Annotated in this window: 26 protein-coding genes; 7 read left to right on the plus strand and 19 right to left on the minus strand. The window is 62.8% G+C overall.

Translation table 11 applies throughout. From position 1 onward, the window contains the following. Positions 1 to 50: 50 nt before the first annotated feature. The 15 genes from ybgF to NKJ91_RS06585 all read right to left on the minus strand — a co-directional run bounded on the left by ybgF (position 51) and on the right by NKJ91_RS06585 (position 11,496). Positions 51 to 1,160: a tol-pal system protein YbgF gene (gene ybgF / locus NKJ91_RS06515; protein WP_352454891.1), complete on the minus strand. Its 1,110-nt coding sequence runs from the start codon at positions 1,158 to 1,160 to the stop codon at positions 51 to 53. A gap of 188 nt (positions 1,161 to 1,348) precedes the next feature. Further along, entirely contained in the window at positions 1,349 to 1,855 is a 507-nt protein-coding gene (gene pal / locus NKJ91_RS06520) for a peptidoglycan-associated lipoprotein Pal (protein WP_023677992.1), read from the minus strand. A gap of 241 nt (positions 1,856 to 2,096) precedes the next feature. Further along, positions 2,097 to 2,462: a four helix bundle protein gene (locus NKJ91_RS06525; RefSeq protein WP_352454892.1), complete on the minus strand. Its 366-nt coding sequence runs from the start codon at positions 2,460 to 2,462 to the stop codon at positions 2,097 to 2,099. Between the two features lie 43 nt (positions 2,463 to 2,505). After that, the gene (gene tolB / locus NKJ91_RS06530) at positions 2,506 to 3,777 is read right to left on the minus strand and encodes a Tol-Pal system beta propeller repeat protein TolB (RefSeq protein WP_352455031.1); all 1,272 of its coding nucleotides are present in this window, start codon (positions 3,775 to 3,777) and stop codon (positions 2,506 to 2,508) included. A gap of 77 nt (positions 3,778 to 3,854) precedes the next feature. Beyond that, positions 3,855 to 5,012, minus strand: coding sequence for a cell envelope integrity protein TolA (gene tolA / locus NKJ91_RS06535; protein ID WP_352454893.1), 1,158 nt, complete (start codon positions 5,010 to 5,012; stop codon positions 3,855 to 3,857). Between the two features lie 7 nt (positions 5,013 to 5,019). Then, complete coding sequence (gene tolR, locus NKJ91_RS06540; protein ID WP_352454894.1) at positions 5,020 to 5,478, minus strand: protein TolR; 459 nt, start codon at positions 5,476 to 5,478, stop codon at positions 5,020 to 5,022. Positions 5,479 to 5,487: 9 nt separating this feature from the next. Then, the gene (tolQ, locus tag NKJ91_RS06545) at positions 5,488 to 6,198 is read right to left on the minus strand and encodes a protein TolQ (RefSeq protein WP_352454895.1); all 711 of its coding nucleotides are present in this window, start codon (positions 6,196 to 6,198) and stop codon (positions 5,488 to 5,490) included. A 296-nt stretch (positions 6,199 to 6,494) separates the two neighbouring features. Continuing rightward, positions 6,495 to 6,965, minus strand: coding sequence for a tol-pal system-associated acyl-CoA thioesterase (gene ybgC / locus NKJ91_RS06550; protein ID WP_023677998.1), 471 nt, complete (start codon positions 6,963 to 6,965; stop codon positions 6,495 to 6,497). Between the two features lie 128 nt (positions 6,966 to 7,093). Next, on the minus strand, positions 7,094 to 8,134 hold the full coding sequence (ruvB, locus tag NKJ91_RS06555; RefSeq protein WP_352454896.1) for a Holliday junction branch migration DNA helicase RuvB: 1,041 nt from the start codon (positions 8,132 to 8,134) through the stop codon (positions 7,094 to 7,096). Positions 8,135 to 8,180: 46 nt separating this feature from the next. Further along, positions 8,181 to 8,465, minus strand: coding sequence for an AbrB/MazE/SpoVT family DNA-binding domain-containing protein (locus tag NKJ91_RS06560; protein WP_352454897.1), 285 nt, complete (start codon positions 8,463 to 8,465; stop codon positions 8,181 to 8,183). 40 nt (positions 8,466 to 8,505) lie between these two features. Then, entirely contained in the window at positions 8,506 to 9,126 is a 621-nt protein-coding gene (ruvA, locus tag NKJ91_RS06565; protein WP_352454898.1) for a Holliday junction branch migration protein RuvA, read from the minus strand. 13 nt (positions 9,127 to 9,139) lie between these two features. Then, positions 9,140 to 9,562 (minus strand): type II toxin-antitoxin system VapC family toxin, encoded by a 423-nt coding sequence (locus NKJ91_RS06570; protein WP_352454899.1) that lies wholly within the window; start codon positions 9,560 to 9,562, stop codon positions 9,140 to 9,142. After that, positions 9,540 to 9,809: an AbrB/MazE/SpoVT family DNA-binding domain-containing protein gene (locus NKJ91_RS06575; protein WP_352454900.1), complete on the minus strand. Its 270-nt coding sequence runs from the start codon at positions 9,807 to 9,809 to the stop codon at positions 9,540 to 9,542. The genes NKJ91_RS06570 and NKJ91_RS06575 overlap by 23 nt, the downstream gene beginning before the upstream one ends. 56 nt (positions 9,810 to 9,865) lie before the next feature. Further along, on the minus strand, positions 9,866 to 10,378 hold the full coding sequence (gene ruvC / locus NKJ91_RS06580) for a crossover junction endodeoxyribonuclease RuvC (RefSeq protein ID WP_352454901.1): 513 nt from the start codon (positions 10,376 to 10,378) through the stop codon (positions 9,866 to 9,868). Between the two features lie 263 nt (positions 10,379 to 10,641). Further along, on the minus strand, positions 10,642 to 11,496 hold the full coding sequence (locus tag NKJ91_RS06585) for an SDR family oxidoreductase (RefSeq protein ID WP_352454902.1): 855 nt from the start codon (positions 11,494 to 11,496) through the stop codon (positions 10,642 to 10,644). A gap of 192 nt (positions 11,497 to 11,688) precedes the next feature. Between NKJ91_RS06585 and NKJ91_RS06590 the strand changes: the two genes are divergently transcribed. After that, positions 11,689 to 12,006 carry a winged helix-turn-helix transcriptional regulator gene (locus NKJ91_RS06590; protein WP_245274745.1) on the plus strand — a complete coding sequence of 106 codons (318 nt, stop codon included), beginning with the start codon at positions 11,689 to 11,691 and terminating at the stop codon, positions 12,004 to 12,006. A gap of 38 nt (positions 12,007 to 12,044) precedes the next feature. Here the strand turns inward: NKJ91_RS06590 and rcdA are convergent, their stop codons facing one another. After that, complete coding sequence (rcdA, locus tag NKJ91_RS06595) at positions 12,045 to 12,572, minus strand: protease adaptor protein RcdA (protein WP_352450833.1); 528 nt, start codon at positions 12,570 to 12,572, stop codon at positions 12,045 to 12,047. 580 nt (positions 12,573 to 13,152) lie between these two features. On the opposite strand from rcdA, the gene NKJ91_RS06600 reads away from it, so the two are divergent. Further along, the gene (locus tag NKJ91_RS06600; RefSeq protein ID WP_352454903.1) at positions 13,153 to 13,704 is read left to right on the plus strand and encodes a DUF2269 family protein; all 552 of its coding nucleotides are present in this window, start codon (positions 13,153 to 13,155) and stop codon (positions 13,702 to 13,704) included. Positions 13,705 to 13,744: 40 nt separating this feature from the next. Here NKJ91_RS06600 and NKJ91_RS06605 read toward each other — a convergent pair whose 3' ends face one another. Both NKJ91_RS06605 and NKJ91_RS06610 read right to left on the minus strand, forming a co-directional pair. Beyond that, positions 13,745 to 14,515, minus strand: coding sequence for a sulfite exporter TauE/SafE family protein (locus tag NKJ91_RS06605; RefSeq protein WP_352454904.1), 771 nt, complete (start codon positions 14,513 to 14,515; stop codon positions 13,745 to 13,747). A 95-nt stretch (positions 14,516 to 14,610) separates the two neighbouring features. After that, entirely contained in the window at positions 14,611 to 15,060 is a 450-nt protein-coding gene (locus NKJ91_RS06610; RefSeq protein WP_023678010.1) for an Lrp/AsnC family transcriptional regulator, read from the minus strand. Positions 15,061 to 15,192: 132 nt separating this feature from the next. On the opposite strand from NKJ91_RS06610, the gene NKJ91_RS06615 reads away from it, so the two are divergent. The 3 genes from NKJ91_RS06615 to NKJ91_RS06625 all read left to right on the plus strand — a co-directional run bounded on the left by NKJ91_RS06615 (position 15,193) and on the right by NKJ91_RS06625 (position 17,935). Continuing rightward, on the plus strand, positions 15,193 to 16,077 hold the full coding sequence (locus NKJ91_RS06615; RefSeq protein ID WP_352454905.1) for a DMT family transporter: 885 nt from the start codon (positions 15,193 to 15,195) through the stop codon (positions 16,075 to 16,077). A gap of 177 nt (positions 16,078 to 16,254) precedes the next feature. After that, positions 16,255 to 16,902: a thiamine phosphate synthase gene (locus tag NKJ91_RS06620; protein WP_352450837.1), complete on the plus strand. Its 648-nt coding sequence runs from the start codon at positions 16,255 to 16,257 to the stop codon at positions 16,900 to 16,902. Between the two features lies 1 nt (position 16,903). Continuing rightward, on the plus strand, positions 16,904 to 17,935 hold the full coding sequence (locus NKJ91_RS06625; protein ID WP_023678013.1) for a tetratricopeptide repeat protein: 1,032 nt from the start codon (positions 16,904 to 16,906) through the stop codon (positions 17,933 to 17,935). Between the two features lie 42 nt (positions 17,936 to 17,977). Here the strand turns inward: NKJ91_RS06625 and NKJ91_RS06630 are convergent, their stop codons facing one another. Continuing rightward, on the minus strand, positions 17,978 to 18,994 hold the full coding sequence (locus NKJ91_RS06630) for a zinc-dependent alcohol dehydrogenase family protein (protein ID WP_023678014.1): 1,017 nt from the start codon (positions 18,992 to 18,994) through the stop codon (positions 17,978 to 17,980). Positions 18,995 to 19,106: 112 nt separating this feature from the next. On the opposite strand from NKJ91_RS06630, the gene NKJ91_RS06635 reads away from it, so the two are divergent. Then, a complete protein-coding gene (locus tag NKJ91_RS06635; RefSeq protein ID WP_352454906.1) occupies positions 19,107 to 19,964 on the plus strand; it encodes a LysR family transcriptional regulator in 858 nt (285 codons plus the stop codon). Positions 19,965 to 20,102: 138 nt separating this feature from the next. Next, positions 20,103 to 20,669, plus strand: a complete 567-nt coding sequence (gene efp / locus NKJ91_RS06640) for an elongation factor P (protein WP_023678016.1) — start codon at positions 20,103 to 20,105, stop codon at positions 20,667 to 20,669. Positions 20,670 to 20,684 lie beyond the last annotated feature (15 nt).

A 20,684-nucleotide genomic window follows, 5' to 3' on the forward strand; every position in this document is an offset into this window, starting at 1 on the left:
GTCGCCCAAAAGTGGGCCCGGTTTTGCGGCAACGACATGCAAAGGAAAAACTAGCACGCCGCGAGCGCCCTTTCCTGCTTGACCCGCTCCTTGAGCGCGCCGGAAATATCGGGGTAGCGCTTGCCGATCTCGCTGAAAGTGGCACAGGCCACGTCGCGCTGCTTCAGCCCGACCAGTGAAACGCCGAGTTTCAGCAGCATGTCGGGCGCCTTCTTGGCCTTGGGATAGTCCTTGCTGGCAGCGAGGAAAATCTCGGCCGCATCGCGGTATTTCTGCTGGCCGAGCAGCGATTCACCGAGCCAGTAATGCGCGTCCGCCGCCTTGGCGTCTCTGGGAAAACGGGCGATATGGTCGCGGAAACCCTGTTCGGCGGTGCTGTAGTCGCCCGACAGGATGAACTGGTAAGAATTGCGGTAAAGCTCCTCCGGATCGTTGGTCGACGGGAGTGCCGCGACCACCGTATCATCGGATTTACCGGCCTTGTTGCCGGCTGCGCTGGCGCCTTTGGCTGGGGCCGTATTCTGCTGCGGCGCATTCGCTTGCGCATTGCCGTCGGCTTCGACGACATTGCCGTTTTTGTCGACGGTGATGGTGCCGAACGTCTTGGGCGGCGCGCCGGGGATCAGCTTGCCGGGATCGCCGTTGGGCGATTCGACGATGACGTCCTCGACGCTCTTGTCGCCGTCTGCCGCCTTGCCCGCATCGGCCGGAGCCGGCGTCCCCGGCGCCTCCGCCACGTTATTGTCGCCGTTGGGGCTGTCGCTGCTAGGCGCGGCCTCGGACTTCTTCTGCTCGGCCGGCTGCTGCGCGCCTTGCGGACCGCCTTCCAACTGCTGGAAGCGGAATTCGTTGTCTTCCTGCTGCTTGCGGATCTGCTCCTGCATCTGCAGGACCTGGAAATTGAGCTCCTCGATCTTGCCATTCATCTGCCGGAGCTGTTCCTCCAGCGCCGGAGTGCCGGTGCCATCCTGTTGCGCGAATTGAACCTGATCCGGCTTTTTCTTTTCGCCGAAAATGCCGGGCAGTTTGATCGTCGGCAGGTGGAAGGAAAAACCGCTTTCCGATGACTGCCCGGTGCCGTTTGCCCCGTCAGCAAATGCCGCGATACTTGATACGAGCAGCAGCGCAAGCGTGCCGCTCAAGACCGATCTGAAATGCATGTGCCTCTCGCCGTGAAACCATTGTTGCGCGCCTCTCATTCGAAGTAGACCAGTCAACTGGGGACTAGCCAGACGCTCTCGGCTCTTAACAGGACGTGAGACTTCGGCCAAATTTTGTTTGGAGCGAGCAGATATGAAAAAGGCGGCCTTTTGGCCGCCTTTCGCACCAAGTGTTGCATTTATGCCGATCAAGAACCGGCGCCGCCCAGCGTGGTTACGGCGCGGCGGTTCTGCGACCAGCAGGAGATGTCGTCGCAAACCGCGACCGGACGCTCCTTGCCGTAGGAAATGGTCTTCAGGCGCTGCGCCGAAACACCCTTGGCGACCAGGAAGTCGCGTGTGGCGGCAGCACGGCGGGCGCCGAGCGCCAGATTGTATTCGCGCGTGCCGCGCTCGTCGGCATGGCCTTCGATGACGATGGCATACTGCTTGTACTGGTTCAGCCACTGCGCCTGGCGCGACAGCGTCGTCTGCGCGTCGGCGCGGATCGAGGACGAATCGGTATCGAAGAAGATGCGGTCGCCGATGTTGACGGTAAAGTCCTGGGCCGACCCGGGCGTTGCCGCGCCGGCGCCGTTGAGGCCGAGATCGGCGGCGCTGTTCGGCGTCTTCTTCGAGGCGCAACCGGTGATCGCGAGCATCGCGACCAGCGCGATCATGACCGGGTTTGTGGTAAGTGCTGCGATACGGCCCATGCCGCCTCTCCTTCGCAATTCGAGTGATTTCATTGATCGTCCAGTAACCACGTTTGGGTTAACCGGCGCTCAAGAAACACGGTTAAAATTTGGTTTCGGCTGCCGTCCGCAACCGTTCTGCCGAGGGCTACTCAAAGGCGACAATGAGCGCGGACCGTAGGCGGAAATGCGGCCAAAACATGAAAAAGAGGGAATTGAGGAACTGAAGAACTGAGGAACTGAGGAATTGAAGAAAAAGGAATTACGTCAGCTTCTCTCTGAGGCTCACGAGCATCCCATGGATTTGGGCATAAGATTGCCGCCAGGCGTCGAGTTGGGACTGCGTGATGTATTGAAGATCGAACGCGTAACATATCCACGTCTCCACTTCGCTGCATGACCCCACCGCCATCGAAACGAAGCGAGCGAATTCGGCTTTGGAATGGCTCTGCTTGGCAAATCCCTCAGCTAAATTGGCGCAGATTGCCTTACTCGAGCGACGCAATTGATCGGCTAGCGCGTATTGCTCAATTTTCGGAAAAGCAGGCGTGACTCTATGCACCTCAAGAGAAACCGCGTAGACCTCCAGGTCCCTCGCGCGCTCAACGTAGCGCCCCGGCTTCTCCATCTCCTCAGTTCTTCAGTTCTTCAATTCCTCAGTTCTTCTTCCATCACTCCAGCAGCGGCGACCAGGCCGGATCCGAGGCGAAGTTCGCCGTCGGGATCGACTGTTCGTTGCGGCCGGTGAGATCGATCGAAACAAGTTTTGGTCCGCCATTGGAATCGCGGAAGAACATCAGCACCCGGCCGTTGGGCGCCCAGGTCGGCCCTTCCTGCTGAAAGCCGGTGGACAGGATGCGCTCACCCGAACCGTCGGTGCGCATGACGCCGATCTGGAATTCGCCGCCGGTCTGCTTGGTGAAGGCGATGAGATCGCCGCGCGGCGACCACACCGGCGTCGAATAGACGCCGTCGCCGAACGAGATGCGGGTCTGGCCCGAGCCGTCGGCGCCCATCACATAGATCTGCGCGCGGCCGCCGCGATCCGAGGTGAACACCACCTTGCTGCCGTCAGGCGAGTAGGACGGTGAGGTGTCGATGGCGGTCGAGTTGGTGAGCCTGGTTGTCGAGCGGCTTCTCAGATCCATGGCGAAGATGTTGGAATTGCCGTCATCGCGCAGCAGGCTCATGATTACCTTCTGGCCGTCCGGCGAAAAGCGCGGCGCAAACGTCATGCCGGGGAAATTGCCGACCAGCTCGCGCTGCCCCGTCTCGATCTGCAAAAGATACACCCGTGGTTGGCCGCTTTCATAGGACATGTAGGTGATTTCCTGCCGGTTCGGCGAGAAGCGTGGCGTCAGCACGATCGATTTGCCGTTCGAGAGATAGCGGACGTTGGCGCCGTCCTGGTCCATGATGGCAAGCCGCTTCTTGCGCGCATTCTTGGCACCGGACTCGTCGATGAAGACGACGCGCGTGTCGAAATAGCCCTTCTCGCCGGTCAGCCGCTCGTAGATCGCATCGGCGATGATATGGGCGACGCGCCTGGTATTGGCGTCGTTGGCGAAGAACTGCTCGCCCGACATCTGCTGGCCGGCAAACGTGTCCCACAACCGGTACTGGGCGCGAATGCGGCCGTCAGCCTCCTTGCCGACACTGCCGGTGACCAGCGCCTGCGCATTGATCACCTTCCAGTCTTCGAAGCGCGGCGTGGCATCCGGGTTCGAGATCTTTTCAATGAAAGCGCTTTTGTCGATCGGCGCGAACAGGCCGGAGCGTTTCAGGTCGGCACTGACGATGCCGGAAATCTCGGCGCCGAGCGCATCGCCGCCCTGGAAGTCCGTGATGGCGATCGGCAACGGCTCGACATTGCCCTTGTTGACGTTGAGCTCAACGAGCGCCCGCGCCGGCAGGGTGACAGCAACAGTCATACCCAGCGCCATCGCTGCGATCGTCAGGAGCGGCTTGAGGATGGATTTCATGTCTTCTCGCTTCTTTCGCTGATTCTGTAGCGCCGGGCCTAAAGACCGAGCATCTCCCTGGGGTCAAAAGTGACCCGAACGTCGGACCAGATGTCTTGCTTGCCCGCCGGAACCTGCAGGCCGGCCACATCGCATTTCTGAACCGCGCGCACTGCGCTTTCGTCAAACGGGCGGTTTCCGCTCGACTTTTCAACGCTCGGCCGGCCATCCAGCTTGCCGGAGGCGTCCAGATTAAACCGGACCACGACGACGAAATTCTCCGAACCCTCGAGCCCTGCCGGAAGCGTCCAGCAACCACCAAGCTGGGCCTCCAATGCCCCCTGCTCCGATTTCGAAAGCTTCTGGCCCTGATCCTTCTCGCCGCCGAGCGATGCCTGCTGGGTCGAGCGCTTGGCGCCGCCGCCGGACGGCTTCCGCTTGTCGAGCAAAGCCGAAATCTCGTCGGCGTTGAATTGCTTGTCGTCCGATTTCGGCTTGGATGAGGCTTCCTTGACCGGCTTGTCGGCGTCCTTGCGCTCCGGTGCCTTGGCGCTCTCGGCCTGGGCCGGCTGCGGCTTTGGCCGAGCCTCGGGTGCTGGCGCCGAGTCCGGAAGCTGCGCCTCCTCGGTTGGCGGTTGCTTGGCAATCGCCTCGGCGACGGCATCCGGCTTGACCTCGGGCTGCGGATCGATCGCGGCAGTCTTGTCCTGCGGCGGCGTGGGCGTCGGCTCCTTGGCCGGCGTCGGCTTGGGCTCGGTCTGCTTGACAGGTTCGGGCTTGACCTCTTCCTTCGGCTGCGGCACCGGCGCCACCTCCGTAGCGGGAATAGGCTTCGGCTCTTCCTTCGGCTTCGGCACGTCCTCGGGCTTGGGCTTTTCGACCGGCGTCGGCGCGGGTGGCGGAGCCGCCGTCATGTCGACTGGCTGGGGCTTGGCCTCAGGTGTCGGCGGCTTGTCGGTGTCGACGCTGTTATCGCCGACTTTCTGGGCATCGGGAACGATGTCGGGACGCTGCGTCGGTACCGGCGCCGGCTTGTCGTGCATTACAGCCTTCTTGTCGCCTTGCAGGACCTGTGCCGTCGCTTCCATCGGCACGATCTCGACCGACACCGATTCCGCATCGGACGCAGGCATCGCGGGCGGCGAGGACAACGTGAACAGCCCGAAGGCGATCGCCACCGTATGCAAGATCACCGATGTGGTGAGGCCGGTCCTCATCTTGCGTCTACTGATCCTGTTCCTGCAGTGAAACCAGGCCGATATTCTTGTAGCCAGCAGCCGAGATGCGGGCCATCACCTTCATGGCAGTGCCATAGTCGGTGGACTTGTCACCCCTGATGAAAATGCGCTCTTCATAGCCGGTCTTCGAGATCGCCTGCAGCTTTGCCACCAGCTCCTCGATCGGGATCTCGGTTTCCTGGAGGTAGATCTGACCGGCCGAGTTGATGGACACGCTTATAGGCTGCGTATCGGCGTTCATCGCTTTGGCCTGGGTATCCGGCAGGTCGATCGGCACGCCGACCGTCAGAAGCGGCGCCGCGACCATGAAGATGATCAGCAGCACCAGCATCACGTCGACCATCGGCGTGACGTTGATCTCCGAGATCAGCGCGTGATGGCGGCCGCGCCGCCTGTGGCCGCGCCCGCCGCGTCCTCCGCCACCTGCGCTTACGGACATTCCCATGATCGTTCCTCAGGCCTTCTGCGCGACTTTTTCATCGATTTGGCGCGAGAGTATGGCGGAGAACTCATCCGCGAACCCTTCCATGCGCACCGCGATCTTGCTCGCGTCCGACGACAGCTTGTTGTAGGCGATGACGGCCGGGATGGCGGCGAGCAGGCCGATGGCTGTCGCCAGCAGCGCTTCGGCGATGCCGGGCGCGACCACCGACAGGCTGGTGTTCTTCGAGGCGGCGATCGCCTGGAACGAGGTCATGATGCCGATCACGGTGCCGAACAGGCCGATGAACGGCGCCGCCGAGCCGGTGGTGGCGAGGAAGCCGAGCCGCCCTTCCAGCTTTTCCATTTCGCGGGTCAACGCCAGATCCATCGCCTTGTCGATGCGGGTCTGCAGGCCGAGCGGCGATTTCGCGCCCTTCTCGAAGCTTTTCTTCCATTCGCGCATGGCGGCGACGAAGATCGCGCTCATACCGGTCGTCTTGCGGTCGGCGAGGGTGCGGTAAAGCTCTTCCAGCGACTGTCCCGACCAGAACACCTGTTCGAAGCGGTTGAGCGCCAGCCGCATGCGGGCATAGGCGACGAGCTTGTCGACGATGATCGCCCAGGTCCAGATCGAGGCGCAGAGCAAGCCGATCATGACCAGCTTGACCACCCAACCGGCCTGCATGAACAAGGCCCAAATCGATAAATGCACGCCCGGGTCGGCGAGAGCGATGTTTTCCATGTTACGTCCTTAAAGATTTTCCGGGCGTGGCTGGCGGCTGGCCCATGGGCATCCCTTGTGGTCCGTTCGCGTTAAGCTTGCGGAATAACCCCAAATGCACCGTTGGCGGCCTTTTCGGGGCAAATATTGGTGAAAGGAAGGCGCTTGGATTCTTCCAATCTTAACCAATCCCTTCATGGACCGTTATGGTTAAGGATGGGTTAGGACGTACAGCGCGGCGCATTGCCGCGCCCTGATAGGCCGCCTCGCGATTCTGGCCTGGACCGGGAGCTCCGGGATCGTCCGCCTCTGAACCTTTATTTGCGCGTTCTGGGCATGAAGGCTGCGATCCAGTCCTTGGGAAAGCGCCGCGGCCGCCCGTTCTCGCCGACGATCGCCGCTTCGACACGCGCCTCGACCAGCACTTCGCTGCCGCGCTTCAATTGCTGCGCCATGACGATGCGGGCGCCGGAAATCTCGTCGGTGCGCGTGTCGATGGTCAGGATGTCGTCCATGCGGGCCGAACCGCGGAAATCGATCTCCATGCGCCGCACCACCCAGACTATTTTCTCGCCATGCTTGCCGTCGGCAAGCTCGGTGTGGTGGACGCCGGCCAGCCGCAGATAGTCGGAACGGCCGCGCTCGAAGAATTCGAGATAGCGCGCGTGGTAGACGACGCCGGAAAAATCGGTGTCTGCATAATAGACCCGCGCCATCAGTCGATGGCCGAATTCCGTCAGCGCGCCGGAAAGTCCGGCGGACAATGCCGATTCACCGTGATCGTCCATTGCGCTGTCCTTTTGGCCCGACAGGCCCTGTTTCAAGCAACACCTGTTTTGCGCATAGACCGGCGATGATCAAGACCTGGAGGGCTGGGCCGGGGAACTGCCAGCACCGAAGCCATAAGTAGCGGAACTTAGGGTTCTTCCTGGAACAGGCTGATCTGCTGCTGCGCCAGGTCCTTTGGCGCGTCGAGGCCGAGATGCCGCCAGGCATTGGCCGCCAGCACGCGGCCGCGCGGGGTGCGCATGATGAAGCCTTGCTGGATCAGAAAGGGCTCGATGATGTCCTCGATGGCATCGCGTGGCTCGGAAAGCCCGGCCGCGATGGTCTCGATGCCGACCGGCCCGCCGCCGAAATTCCGGGCGATCATCGACAGATAACGGCGGTCGAGCGCGTCGAGGCCGAGCCCGTCGACCTCCAGCCGCGTCAGCGCCTCATCGGCGATCTTGCGGTCGACATGGCCGTCGCCGGCAACGCTGGCGAAGTCGCGCACCCGGCGCAACAGCCGGCCGGCGATGCGCGGCGTGCCGCGCGCCCTCCGGGCGATCTCCAAAGCACCGTCGTCGCCGAGCGGCATGGCAAGGATGCGGGCGCCGCGCCGCACGATCTGCTCGAGTTCCTCGACCGAGTAGAAATTGAGCCGCACCGGAATGCCGAACCGGTCGCGCAGCGGGTTGGTCAAAAGGCCGAGCCGGGTGGTGGCGGCGACAAGCGTGAAGCGGGCCAGGTCGATCTTGACCGAGCGCGCCGCCGGCCCCTCGCCGATGATCAGGTCGAGCTGGAAATCCTCCATCGCCGGATAGAGGATTTCCTCGACCGCCGGGTTGAGCCGGTGGATCTCGTCGATGAATAGCACGTCGCGGTCTTCGAGGTTGGTGAGCAGCGCCGCCAGATCGCCGGCCTTGGCGATGACCGGACCCGAGGTCGAGCGGAAATTGACGCCAAGCTCGCGCGCCATGATCTGCGCCAGCGTCGTTTTGCCGAGCCCAGGCGGGCCAACGAACAGCACATGGTCGAGCGCTTCGCTGCGGCCCTTGGCGGCTTCGATGAACACTTTGAGATTGGCCCGCACCGCCGCCTGGCCGACGAAGTCGCCGAGCGTCTGCGGCCGCAAGGTCTGCTCGGCGTCCTCGCCGCGTCTGTCGGGAGCAATGAGGCGTGGCGAAAGGCTCATGCGCATACCGCCCGAAAGAAAAAGTTTGTATCGATACCGATCAACGTCACCCGGCACCCTCTCGTTCGTCGCCGTGCTCCTCGCCAACAACATGGCGGCCCACTGCATCTCTTACCGCCGCGTCGATCTGTTCCAGCGCAGCAGGCCCGTCAGGTGGATCGCCTAGAAATCCAGCGAGGTCGGCAAATTCGAGATTGCGCGGCGTTCCTATCAGGAGACCATCCACGACCGTCCACGCAACAGTATCGCCTGACTTGAGCGACAACTCGTTCCGGACTTTCTTTGGAATCGTAAGCTGCCCCCTGGAGGTCAAGCTTGCATATCCGACCATGCTCTTGTTCCTAGTCGGAATTTATTTGTCGGGCAACGTCTCACCGTGCCAGCTCCTTCAGCCCGAAGCGGATCAGCTTCGAGGCGTCCGCCTCCTCGCCTGCCGTCTTCAGCGCCGCCGCCACTGCATTGGCGGCGGTGTCGCGCGAATAGCCGAGATTGACCAGCGCCGAGACGGCGTCGGTAATCGGCGCCGAGGCGACGCCCTCGCCGAGCTCCTGCTTCAGGCCGATAGTGCCGGAGGCAGTGCCCGCATAGGCCGGCGCCTTGTTCTTCAATTCGGTGACGATGCGCTCCGCCACCTTCTTGCCGACGCCCGGCGCACGGCTGACCATGGCGATATCGCGCAACGCAATCGCATTGGCGAGATCGGTCGGCGCCAGCGTCGACAGGATGGCCAGCGCCACCTTGGCGCCGACGCCTTGCACATTGTTCATCAACAGCCGGAACCATTCGCGCTCCAGCACCGACTGGAACCCATAGAGCCGCAGCATGTCCTCGCGCACATAGGTCTCGATGAACAGCACGACCGCCTCGCCCGGCCGCGGCAATGCCGCCAGCGTGCGCGCCGAGCAGTAGGCGACATAGCCGACGCCATGCACGTCGACGATGCAGAAATCCTCGTCGATCTCATCCAGCGTGCCTTTTAGCTTGCCGATCATTTGAGCGTGCCGATCATGCCGGGTGGGTTTCCGGAGAGATGATATCGAGGTCCGGGAAATAGCCGCGATAGCGCGCAGCATTGCGCGTCAGCAGGCGATGCCCAGCGACAACCGCATGGGCTCCAATAAAGAAATCCGGCAGCGTTCGTTCGCGCAGGCCGCCGGAGCGGCGATAGCGGGAATGCGTGACACCGGCGAGGAAGGCTGCTTCCCACGGCAGGAATTCGCGATCCATCTTGAGCATGTCGACAGCTTGGCGAAGGGCGTGTTCCGTTGCAATCAACGGCGCGAGTTCGGACCAGACGATTGCATTGATAACAAGTGCGCCGTCGCGCCGGCATGCGGTAATCGCGGATGCCGACCATTTCGTCTCCCGTCCGGCAGGACCCCAAACGTCGATCAGGACATTTGTGTCAATCAATGTCGAGATCTTCACGTGGGCCCCTCAGCCATTCCATATATCCGTCCGTCGTCATGCCTCCCAGATCCAGCGTACCGGCCATACGATCGAGCATCTGGCTGAATCTGCGCGAGGCTTCCTCCTCCGACATGTTTTCGTCGACGGCTATGACACGAGCCCCGTCCTCGGTGGGGACGAACTCCACCTCCGAGCCCGGGCCGATACCCAGATGATCCCGTATTTCCTTCGGGATGGTCACTTGGCCCTTGGTGGTAACGCGCATGGTAATACCTCGTTGGTATTACTTATTGCCCACTGGAGAACAAGTCAAGAACATACTTATCCGGCCAGCGCCACCATCCTGTAGGCGATGCTCTGCCGGTGATGCGCGTGACAGATGGCGATAGCCAGCGCGTCGGCGGCGTCATCGCTGTCGAAAGTCGCCTTCGGCATCAGCACCTTGACCATCATGTGGATCTGCTTCTTGTCGCCATGGCCGACTCCGATCACCGCCTTTTTGACGGCGTTTGGCGCATATTCGGCAACGACAAGGCCGGCACGCGCCGGCACCAGCATGGCGATGCCGCGTGCTTGGCCGAGTTTGAGCGTCGCTGCGGCGTCCTTGTTGACGAAAGTTTGCTCGACCGCCGCCTCGTGCGGCATCGCGGCATGCAGGACCTCGGCGAGCCCGTCATGCAACTGGCAAAGACGCAACGCCAGGGCGGCCTTGTCGTCGGACCGTACCGTTCCGGAAGCGACGAAGCGCAGCGAATTGCCGAGGCTCTCGACGATGCCCCAGCCGGTGCGCCTAAGCCCCGGATCGATGCCGATGATGCGAATCGCTTCCCCCATCCGTCAAGTCTACCTTCGGGGGACAGCGATGCCAGCGAAAAGTGAACAAACCAGAAACAGCAAGCCGAGTCTGGTTAGAGAATGTTTGAGAATCGCTCTGGCGAGACAGATAGCGTGGTTTTCGAGAACCGGAGCGGAGCGTACATAAGTACGCGAGCACCGGAAGCGCAGAAGGCTGCGCTAGTCTAGTCGTTTGAATAACTGTTGGCGCGAGCGACAGACGGTCCTCTGATCCTTTGGCGGATGTGACAGCCATCTCGGTTTCAACCGCGCAATGCTGCCGCAACGACGCTCTCCAGTGGCGTTGTCGGTCGACCGATCAGCCGGCTCATGGCGCCGCCGTCATCGAACAACGCTCCGCGTGAGGCTGCAATGTCGGCATCGGCCAGGATAGCGGCGAGATCGGCGGGCAGCCCGGCGCCTGTCAACACACCCTCATAGGCCGCCCCGGCAAGATCGTTGTAGGCGATCGCCTTGCCCGATTGCCGCGAGACCTTCGCCGCAAGCTCGGCGAGCGTGAAGGCTTGGTCCGCGGCGAGCTCGTAAGTCCTCCCTGCTTGATCCTCGCTCGTCAGCACCACGGCCGCGGCCTCGGCATAATCCTGCCGCGCCGCGGACGAGAAGCGCCCCTCATTTGCGGCGCCGATGAAGGCGCCGTGCTCCAGAGCCGCCGGGAGCGCCGTCAGATGGTTCTCGGTGTACCAGCCGTTGCGCAGGATGACGGCGCGTAGGCCGGAGGCCGCGATGACCTCCTCCGTCTGCCGATGTTCGACCGCGAGCCTCGCGGGAGACGTGTCCGCATGCAGCATGCTTGTGTAAGCGATCAGCGAAACCCCCACCCGTTGGGCGGCCTTGATCACTGACCGATGCTGCGGCAAGCGGCCGCTGACTTCGGTCGAGGAAATCAGCAGCAGTCTATCGACGCCGGCCAGCGCCATCGGGAGCGTGTCGGGACGATTATAGTCCGCCTCCCGCACGACTACGCCGCGTTGGACAAGATCGCTGGCCTTTGCCGGATCACGAACCGCCGCAACGATCCGGCTGGCCGGAACTGTCTTCAGCAGTGCGTCGATCACGAGACGGCCAAGCTGTCCTGTTGCTCCAGTTATTGCGTACATCGTTCTGTCCATTTCGTGGTTGGATGGATTGAGAGCCTCAGATAGCGGCTCTCGTTACCATCGGAAACCACGTATCTTGTAGTTACCATCATTTTCCGGTAACCAACTGGAAAGTCTCATGGAAGATGCGCGATGGTCCTCAGGATGCGAACGAAGGTGAAGGCGCTTCCCGGCTGCCCCATGTCGAGGTGCATGGCGCTGCTTGGCGGGTGCTGGACACCCGAGGTGCTCTGGTCCTTGAGCGACGGCCCGCGCCGGTTCTCCGAATTGCGCCGCGATATCCCAGCCATTTCGGCGAAGGTGCTGACCGGCAGGTTGCGCGATCTCGAGGAGCGTGGCGTCCTCGCACGCCACGTGATGCCGACATCGCCGCCGACCGTGGAGTATGAGCTGACGTCATTGGGGCAGGAGTTGCTCCCAGCGATCAGGTCTATCGTGGAGGTCGGATCGCGCCTGCTGCTGCGTGATTCTCCCCGCCTGATGATCGCGAGCCCATCCCTTCGCGGTTAGTCTAGATGGCCGCCGGAGTAGAATTATGAAACGTTCTCTCAGCCGCGGGCGAAAGCCGTGTTGAGCAGCGTGATCTGGTCGGAGACCGGATTGAGGCGACGGCTCGACGGCGGCACCTCGGCAAGGCCGCCATAGATCTCCTCGTCCATCCGGCGCACCAACGCCTGCAGCCGCAGCGAACGGTTGACGAGGTCGATGAAATCCTTCGGCAGCTCGGCCCAGCCGGGCGCCTCGTCATGCGCCGAGGCAGTGTCGAGACGCACCTTGGATTTTTCTGAGGCCACCTGATCGCGGGTCATCTCGCCGGAATTCGCCGCCCGCTGCAAAAGCAGCCACGAGGCGACCTGCATCAGCCTGGTGGTCAGCCGCATCGATTCGGCCGCATAAAGCGTCGCCGCCAGCCTCGACAGCTTCTTGGCCTCGGCGCGGCCCTTGCCGTCGAGATATTCGGCCGCCTGCTCGACCAGGCCCATGCCTTCCTGATAGAGCGGCTTGAAGGATTGGGAGAAAACCCGGCGCTCCGCCAGCTTGATGGTTTTCGCGCTCGCCTTCGAAGGCTCGTTCATCGCTACGCCCCCTGCACTTGCCTGACAGCCGGCCGATTCGGCTCTTGGCCGCCATATCCGTCAGCCTAAACGACTGAAGCTTGAAAATGCGCTTCGCTGCCAGCGAAGGCAAGCACATGTTTAACAAACGGTTAACGGCCGCAATTAGCCGGAAGGACTCCCATGCCGGCGCACAAAAAAAGAGCCGCGGATAAGGCGGCTCTCAGGAGTTTAACAGGGAGGCGTCAAACAAAGTGGCTCCAACCACTCGGTAAGAATCCAGATCACTGGATGGACATAGTAAACGCCTGTAAAGCTTAACGAAGCCTTAACGCGGGGCATATTTTTCGATCAAGCGCCCAGCATCTGTGCCGTAACAGCACAGCTGACTGGCCACGGCGCCGTTTACACCACCGGCTGGAAAGTAGGGGCGACGCTTGCGCCATGGTTTCCTCCACATGGTGACCGGCTTACCGAAACAAAACGGCACTGCGCGCGACATCGTTCCGAAACAGGCGCCGCGCTAAACGCCCGTTCCTCGCAACGAGGCGGAGCAAACCTTGCGCTCCGGCAAATCATCAAATCTCTCAAGGAGCGAATAATGGACTGGTACTCGGCCGTTAAATTTCTGCATATCGTCTCGGCGATCCTCTGGGTCGGCGGCGGCTTCACGCTGATGCTGCTCGCGGTACGCGCCGACCGCGCTGGAAACGTCGAAGGCATGCTGCAGGCGATGCGCGCTACCGGCGAGCTCGGCAACCGGTTCTTCGCGCCGATGTCGATGCTGACATTGCTTTTCGGCCTCATCATGTGCGGCTTCTGGGTCGGCTTTTCCGATCTGTGGGTGCTGATCGGCCTTGCCGGTTATGCGACGACCTTCTGCATCGGCATGTTCATCTTCAAGCCGACTGCCGACCGCATGGCAGGCATGATCGCCAAGGATGGCGTGACGCCGGCAGTGCTTGCCCAGGGCCAGCGCGTCCTCAGCGCCGCGCGTTTCGACTATTCGGTGATGCTGGTGATCATCGCGGACATGGTGCTGAAGCCGACGCTGCACGACATCACCATTCTGGGCTGCATGGCGCTCGTACTGGCAACCGGCATTGCCCTGGCGCTTGGCAGGACGCGGCAGCTGCTGCCGAGTGCCGCCTGAGGTGTAAGGAATCCGGCGGCGGCCGAATGGGGCCGCCGTCTTACAGGAGGCCGGCGATGCCGTCCCACAGAAGCTTGACCGCGACGACCGCCACGGTCGCATAGGTGAAGGGATAGAACAGCTCCGGCCGCATCCGCCGCACCAGCCAGGCGCCGGCGATTGTCGACAGCGGCGCCAGTGGCATCAGCACCGCCGACGCGGTCAAATTGGTGGTGTCGAACTGGCCGAGCGCGAAATAAGGGATGAGCTTCAGCGCATTGGTGACGGCGAAAAAGATCGCCGCGGTGCCCGACAGCACCTTCGGATCGAGCCTGATCGGCAGCGCATAGACCTGAAAAGGCGGGCCGCCGACATGGGCGATGAAGCTGGTGAACCCGGCAACGGTACCCCAGAAGCCCGCGGCGACGCGGTTGGGCTCCGCTGCGTGGCCGGCACCGTGGCGGAGTTGCAAATAGAGCCAGCGCAGCACGAAGATCAAGGCAACCGCGCCGACGATCAGCCGCACCATCTCTTCGGTTACAAGTGCCGCCGTCAGCCAGCCAAGGGCAATGCCGATCACGGCACCCGGCATCATGTCGGCCAGCATCTTGCGGTCAAAGATACCCCACCACGTCCACACCGAGACAATGTCCATCAGGCACAGAATTGGCAGAAGAATTGCGGCAGCCTGAACCGGCGGCATGGTCAGCGCCATCAATGGCACGCCGACAAAGCCGACGGCGCCGCCGAAGCCGCCTTTCGACAGGCCGACGAGGATGACGGCCGGAATGGCCGCGGCATAGAACCAGGGATCGACGAGCAGGCCTGACATGGGGAAGGGACGCTGGAGGGAAAGTTGAACTCTGGAATAGACCAGAAATGGCCAGACCGCGACCGCAAATATGTGGGCCACGCCACCGAAACCCGTCACATGTTTGGCATGTCGAGCGGCGGCGGGCGTCTCCGGATCGGCTGCGCCTTGATGATGGCGGTGCTGGTTTCGGCCTTGTCGGCGATGCGGTCGAGAATCCCGTCGAGCTCGCCGATCGAGCGGACGAACAGCCGGGCAACGAAGCAGTCATCGCCCGTCACCTTGTCGCATTCGCCGAATTCCGGGATTTCCTCGATCAGCTTCTGGACGATGTGCAGCTTGCCCGGCAATGGCCGGATGCGAACGATCGCCTGCAAGGCGTAGCCGAGCGCCTGCGGATCGATGTCGATGGTGAACGCGCGGATGACGCCGCGATCCTCTAGCCGCCGAAGCCGCTCCGAAACGCTTGGTGACGACAACCCGACCTGCAGCGCCAGTTCCTTCAGCGAGGTCCGTGAATCCTTGACCAGGATATCGAGGAGCTTTCTATCGAGCTCGTCCAGCATTTTACAATTCCAAGAAAAAGCCGATGTTTACCTAATTTAATGAGGTTCGTCCTGCATATCACCAGCTAGAAGTCATGGAAAGACCCGATCCGCTGTGGGATTATAAAATCTCAACGGGTTTCAGGAGCATCCATGGACAACACGGTACGCGGCACGATCGAAATGACGGCGGCGATGGCGATCCTCGGCACGATCGGCTGGTTCGTCGTCCTTTCCGGCCAGCCTATCATGGACGTGGTGTTCTGGCGCTGTGCTTTCGGGGCGGTAACGCTGCTGATCATCTGCGCGGCGCTGGGACTGCTGCGTGGCAGGCTGTCGCTTCGCATTGTCGCGATCGCGGCTCTCGGCGGTGCTGCCATCGTTATCAACTGGCTGTTGCTGTTCAGCGCGTTTTCCCGCGCGTCGATCTCGATCGCCACGGCCGTTTACAACACGCAGCCCTTCATGCTGGTGAGTTTTGGCGCGCTCTTCTTCTCCGAACGGCTGACGGTGACCAAGCTGACCTGGCTCGGCATCGCCTTTTCCGGCATGCTGCTGATCGTGCAGGCCGCGCCCGATGCAGGCGATCATGGTACGGATTACTTTACCGGCATTGCGATGGCGCTGGCCGCGGCTTTCTTCTGGGCCGTTGCGGCTATCGTCACCAAGAAGCTCAAAGGCACGCCGCCGCACCTGATCGCCCTGATCCAGGTCTGCGTCGGCGTTCTCATGCTGGCACCCTTCGCCAATCTCACCCACCTTCCCGTCGATGCGCGGAGCTGGGTCATGCTGGCGACACTCGGCATCGTCCATACCGGTCTGATGTACATCCTCATGTACGGCGCCATCCAGAAGCTGCCGACGCATCTGCAGGGATCGCTGTCCTTCATCTATCCCGTCGTCGCCATCCTCGTCGATGTCGTCGCCTTCGGCCATCGGCTGCATCCGGCGCAGATCGTCGGCGCCGCCGCCATCCTGGTCGCCGCCGCCGGCATGAATCTCGGCTGGTCGCTGTGGAAATCGAAGGTGCCTGCGTAGGGCCGCAAGCGACCAGGCGAGGAGAATTTCGGGCAAACGGCAGCCATGCGCCGAGCCCCATGGAATCGTTGACGGCAAACGTGATCCCCCTGCCGCCTGTTCAATCCCCGCACTTTGCTCTATGCCGCAATGCAACCATCTTCGCCCGGCATAGGCGATAACCGGGACCGAACACCAATGAATGACGCAACGCCGCCCAACCGCTGCCGTATCGTGCTGATCGCGCCGCCGAACGTGCCGGCCGAGCGCATCGCCGCGGCCTTCGACGGCGGTGACGTCGCCTCGCTCATTCTGCCGGAAAACGGTATGGACGAGGCCTCTTTCCAAGCCTTTGCCGAGCAGATCGTGCCGGTGGCGCAAGCGGCCGGCATTGCCGTCATCATTGCCGGCGACACCCGCATCGCCGGCCGTGTCCAGGCCGACGGCATCCATGTCGAGGTCGGCAAGGACGAGCTCGCCGAAACGATCGAACATTTCCAGGCCAGGATGATGGTCGGCACCGGCGGCGCCAAGACCCGCGACGATGCGCTGGAACTCGGCGAGGTCAGGCCTGATTACATTTTCTTCGGCCGCTTCGGCTACGACAACAAGCCTGAGCCGCACCCGCGCAACCTGTCGCTCGGGCAATGGTGGGCGGACGTGATCCAGATCCCTTGCATCGTCATGGCCGGATCGGATCTTGCCTCGGTGGAAGCGGTCGCCGCCACCGGCGCCGAATTCGTGGCGCTGTCCAGCGCCGTTTTCGCCGACGGCGTCGATCCGAAGATGGCGGTTGCCGCCGCCAACGCGCTGCTCGACGAAACCGCGCCGCGCTTCGAGGACTGACGTGCTCTCGCGGAAAATCCTTTTCAGCGCCTTTCTCGCAACGGCCGTGACGCAGGCGATAGCGGCGGAACCCGTTCCGCTGCCGCAGCCCAGGCCGGATTCCAGCGAACCTGCCGACAAGCCGATCGCCGCACAATTGCCGCAGCCCGCCACCACCGCCCCGTTGCCGTCGGCCGATACCATCAACCCCGACCGCTTCGGCGCAAAGCCGTCCGACGCTGCCTACGGCGCCTTTCAACGCGGACTCTACAAGACGGCCTACAACCTTGCGCTTTCGCGCGCTCAAAACGGCGATCCGGCGGCACAGACGCTGGTGGCCGAGATATTGTCGCGCGGCCTCGGCGTGCCGGTCGACGCGGCAGGGGCGGCGAAGTGGTATGCGCTTGCCGCCGAGCAGGGCGTGCCGGAATCGCAATTCCAGTATGCGCTGATGCTGCTCGACGGCCGCTACGTCAAAAAGGACGAGAAGGAAGCCTATGCGCTGATGCAGGCCGCCGCCGAGGCCGGCAACCGCCTGGCGCAGTTCAATTTTGCGCAGCTGATGGTCGAACAGGAGCCCGGCGATGCCGGTATTGCCAAAGCCGTGTCCTATTACGAGCGCGCTGCCGCGACCGGGCTTGCCGACGCACAATATGCGATGGCACAGGTCTACGCCAATGGCGCCGGCGGCAAGCCGCGCGACGATGTCCGCGCCCGCGGCCTGCTGGCACAGGCCGCGCGGCAGAACTACGACACGGCACAGATCGATCTCGCAACCTGGATGATCGAGGGGCGCGGCGGCGCCCGCGACCTGAAATCCGGCTTCAACTGGATGAAGCAGGCCGCCGAGGGCGGCAATGTCGCCGCCCAGAACCGTCTCGCCAAGCTCTACATGAACGGCATCGGCACCGACCCGGATCTGATCCTCGCCGGCGCCTGGTATGTTGTCGCCCGCCGCGCCGGGCTCATCGACCAAGAGATGGACGATTTCCTGCAGGGCCTGACCGACGAGCAGACGCAGCAGGCGCTGCAACGGGCCAACCGCCTGCCCTGACCGCGGTCTCGCGACTCATTGCACCAGGCTCATCAGGCGGACTCATTGCGTATGATCGAGCACGACCTTGCCGAAGGGAGAGCCGTGTTCAAGGTACCGAAAGGCTTCGGCGGCCCGGCTCCATGGCACGACCCGGTCGATCACCGGTCTCAACCGGTTGACGACAATGGCGCGGTTCATCGCCTCGAAGGACTCGCGTGAGCCCACCGGTATGCCTCGCGCCCGGACCTGCCGGCGGAAGATGTCGAGCGGGTTGATGGCGCCGTCACTGCCGCCGAGATAGCCGATGACGTTGATCTGGGCGCCGCGCGCCGCTGCCCTCAGCGATTGTGCAAAACTCTGCGGTCCGCCAACCTCGATGATATGGTCGGCGCCGCGGCCATCCGTTAATCCCAGCACGGCCGATGCCCAATCGGGGACGCTGCGATAGTTCACGCCATCCTGCGCGCCAAGTTGCTTTGCCCGCGCAAGCTTCTCGTCGCTGCTCGACGTCACGATGACGCGCGCCCCGGCAGCGGCGGCGAACTGCACCGCAAACAGCGAAACGCCGCCGGTGCCGAGGCAAAGCACGGTGTCGCCGGGTTTGACGCTGCCCTCCGTAAACAGCGCGTGCCATGCCGTCACGCCGGCGCATGGCAGCGTCGCCGCTTCGAGGTCGCTCAGATTGGCCGGCGCCAGCACCGCCGCCTGTTCGTCGAGCCGGGCAAATTCGCTGAGCAGCCCGTCGATCGGGCCGCCACGTTGATAGGATGGCTCGGCCATGGCGAAACTGCCGCCGACCCAGCGCTGCCAGAACGTGCCGCAGACCCGGTCGCCGATCTTGAACCGGCTGACCTCGGCGCCGATGGCAACGACTTCGCCGACGCCGTCCGACAGCGGCACCAGCGGCAATGCAAACTTCGTGTGATAGCTGCCGCGAACGATCTCGGCATCGCGGTAGTTCAGCGCCGTCGCCTTGACCTTCACAATCATCTCCTGGCGCCCTGGCTCAGGCATCGGCCGCTCGACCATTCTGAGGTTCTCGAGGCCGCCCGGGCTCTGCAATTCGATCGCCTTCATCGTCGTTCCTTTCCAGCTGGGTCCTGCCGGAAGAAAATCGCTTGCCATCCATCGGATTTCAAATTCATAATGTTCAGGATAATTATGCTTCTATGACATGTTCGGGTGTGTCGTGCTTGAAGAACTGAAAACACTGGCCCTCTTTGCCGAGGAGGGTTCGATTCAGAAGGTGGCGCAACGCCTGCCATTGACGCAGCCGGCCGTCACCCGCCAGATCCAGCGGCTGGAGGAGATGCTCGGCACGGAATTGCTCGACCGCCGGCTAAAGCCGTCGCGACTGACCCCGGCCGGCGTAGAGGTGCTGGCACGCGGCAAGGAAATTCTCGCCGCCGTCGCCGCGCTGAGATCATTCGCCAAGGGCGACGAGCCGGAGGGCCTGCTGCGGCTCGGCCTCGCGCATGGACTTTGCGACAAAGCCGTGGCCGCCGCCATTGGTGATGCCGTGGCCCGGTTTCCGAAGGTCTCGCTGCGTCTGAAGAGCGGCTGGAGCCTTGAGTTGGCCGACCAGCACAAGCGCGGACAGCTTGACCTCGCCGTCATACTGGACGGCAGCAATTCCAAAGCTGGCGACGGCGTTGTCGGAACCGAGGCCCTCGGCGTCATCGCTGCCGAAAGCACTGTCCGGCAAGCCGACGTCAAGACCATGCCCTGGATCCTCAGCCCTGAGCCTTGCGACGCGCGCCGGCGGCTGGCGGCTGCCCTGGCCGAGGGCGGCCACAGGTTGATGGTCGGCGCCGAGATTCAGGACAGCGCGCTGCAGATCGACTGGGTTCGTCGAGGCCAAGGCCTTGGCCTGCTGCCCAGGCGGCTGCTGCGGGAAAAGCTGCCGCAGGGCATTGCCCTGGTCGACGCTCCCGGCCTCGAGCTGTCGCTGCGAATTGTCGTCCTGCGTTCGCCGCACCTGCATCTTTTGAGAGAGGTCGCCGACGCAGTGACCGAGGCCGTCACCGCGACTGTCAGGACGGACTGAGGCCGCCACGCCGCGCTGCCGGGCCAGCTTCGTTCCCGCTTCATCGGAAGGCGCTCCTTGCCTCTGCTGGCGATTTGTGGTCTTGGAGGCGCCAAATTGCCCTTTGCGGCGATCATCTCATTTCCGGATCACCTCACCATGGCCAAGATCAATGGCAACGAAATCCGTCCCGGCAACGTCATCGAGCACGATGGCGGCCTTTGGGTGGCGGTCAGGACCAACACCGTCAAGCCCGGCAAGGGCGGCGCCTACAACCAGGTCGAACTCAAGAACCTGATCAACGGCACCAAGCTCAACGAGCGCTTCCGTTCGGCCGAGACGGTCGAGCAGATCCGGCTCGATCTGAAGGATTTTTCTTTCCTCTACGAGCAGGGCGACGCGCTGGTGTTCATGGACACCGAAAGCTACGAGCAGCTCGAATTGCAAAAGGAGTTCGTCGGCGATCGCGCCGCCTTCCTGCAGGACGGCATGATGGTGACGGTCCAGCTCTATGACGAAAGGCCGATCGGCATTTCGCTGCCCGACCAGGTGACGCTGACCATCACCGAGGCCGACCCGGTGGTGAGGGGCCAGACGGCAGCCTCGTCCTACAAGCCGGCGATACTCGAAAACGGCATCCGCGTGCTGGTGCCGCCGTTCATCGGCTCGGGCGAGCGCATCATCGTCGATACCAACGAAATCACTTACGTGCGCCGCGCCGACTAAGGCGTGATCCCAAAG

It is taken from the genome of Mesorhizobium sp. M0040 (genome assembly GCF_040323505.1).
Lineage (GTDB): Bacteria > Pseudomonadota > Alphaproteobacteria > Rhizobiales > Rhizobiaceae > Mesorhizobium.

What these genes read in the sequence shown, in the direction of transcription:
- tolQ (WP_352454895.1), bottom strand. Translation starts at nt 6,198, where the DNA reads ATGGAAAACATCGCTCTCGCCGACCCGGGCGTGCATTTATCGATTTGG.
- NKJ91_RS06525 (WP_352454892.1), bottom strand. Translation starts at nt 2,462, where the DNA reads ATGGAGAAGCCGGGGCGCTACGTTGAGCGCGCGAGGGACCTGGAGGTC.
- ruvC (WP_352454901.1), bottom strand. Translation starts at nt 10,378, where the DNA reads ATGGGGGAAGCGATTCGCATCATCGGCATCGATCCGGGGCTTAGGCGC.
- NKJ91_RS06585 (WP_352454902.1), bottom strand. Translation starts at nt 11,496, where the DNA reads ATGTACGCAATAACTGGAGCAACAGGACAGCTTGGCCGTCTCGTGATC.
- tolR (WP_352454894.1), bottom strand. Translation starts at nt 5,478, where the DNA reads ATGGGAATGTCCGTAAGCGCAGGTGGCGGAGGACGCGGCGGGCGCGGC.
- NKJ91_RS06615 (WP_352454905.1), top strand. Translation starts at nt 15,193, where the DNA reads ATGGACAACACGGTACGCGGCACGATCGAAATGACGGCGGCGATGGCG.
- NKJ91_RS06620 (WP_352450837.1), top strand. Translation starts at nt 16,255, where the DNA reads ATGAATGACGCAACGCCGCCCAACCGCTGCCGTATCGTGCTGATCGCG.
- NKJ91_RS06590 (WP_245274745.1), top strand. Translation starts at nt 11,689, where the DNA reads ATGGCGCTGCTTGGCGGGTGCTGGACACCCGAGGTGCTCTGGTCCTTG.
- ybgF (WP_352454891.1), bottom strand. Translation starts at nt 1,160, where the DNA reads ATGCATTTCAGATCGGTCTTGAGCGGCACGCTTGCGCTGCTGCTCGTA.
- pal (WP_023677992.1), bottom strand. Translation starts at nt 1,855, where the DNA reads ATGGGCCGTATCGCAGCACTTACCACAAACCCGGTCATGATCGCGCTG.
- NKJ91_RS06575 (WP_352454900.1), bottom strand. Translation starts at nt 9,809, where the DNA reads ATGCGCGTTACCACCAAGGGCCAAGTGACCATCCCGAAGGAAATACGG.
- ruvA (WP_352454898.1), bottom strand. Translation starts at nt 9,126, where the DNA reads ATGATCGGCAAGCTAAAAGGCACGCTGGATGAGATCGACGAGGATTTC.
- ruvB (WP_352454896.1), bottom strand. Translation starts at nt 8,134, where the DNA reads ATGAGCCTTTCGCCACGCCTCATTGCTCCCGACAGACGCGGCGAGGAC.
- ybgC (WP_023677998.1), bottom strand. Translation starts at nt 6,965, where the DNA reads ATGGACGATCACGGTGAATCGGCATTGTCCGCCGGACTTTCCGGCGCG.
- NKJ91_RS06560 (WP_352454897.1), bottom strand. Translation starts at nt 8,465, where the DNA reads ATGGTCGGATATGCAAGCTTGACCTCCAGGGGGCAGCTTACGATTCCA.
- rcdA (WP_352450833.1), bottom strand. Translation starts at nt 12,572, where the DNA reads ATGAACGAGCCTTCGAAGGCGAGCGCGAAAACCATCAAGCTGGCGGAG.
- efp (WP_023678016.1), top strand. Translation starts at nt 20,103, where the DNA reads ATGGCCAAGATCAATGGCAACGAAATCCGTCCCGGCAACGTCATCGAG.
- NKJ91_RS06600 (WP_352454903.1), top strand. Translation starts at nt 13,153, where the DNA reads ATGGACTGGTACTCGGCCGTTAAATTTCTGCATATCGTCTCGGCGATC.
- tolA (WP_352454893.1), bottom strand. Translation starts at nt 5,012, where the DNA reads ATGAGGACCGGCCTCACCACATCGGTGATCTTGCATACGGTGGCGATC.
- tolB (WP_352455031.1), bottom strand. Translation starts at nt 3,777, where the DNA reads ATGGCGCTGGGTATGACTGTTGCTGTCACCCTGCCGGCGCGGGCGCTC.
- NKJ91_RS06610 (WP_023678010.1), bottom strand. Translation starts at nt 15,060, where the DNA reads ATGCTGGACGAGCTCGATAGAAAGCTCCTCGATATCCTGGTCAAGGAT.
- NKJ91_RS06630 (WP_023678014.1), bottom strand. Translation starts at nt 18,994, where the DNA reads ATGAAGGCGATCGAATTGCAGAGCCCGGGCGGCCTCGAGAACCTCAGA.
- NKJ91_RS06605 (WP_352454904.1), bottom strand. Translation starts at nt 14,515, where the DNA reads ATGTCAGGCCTGCTCGTCGATCCCTGGTTCTATGCCGCGGCCATTCCG.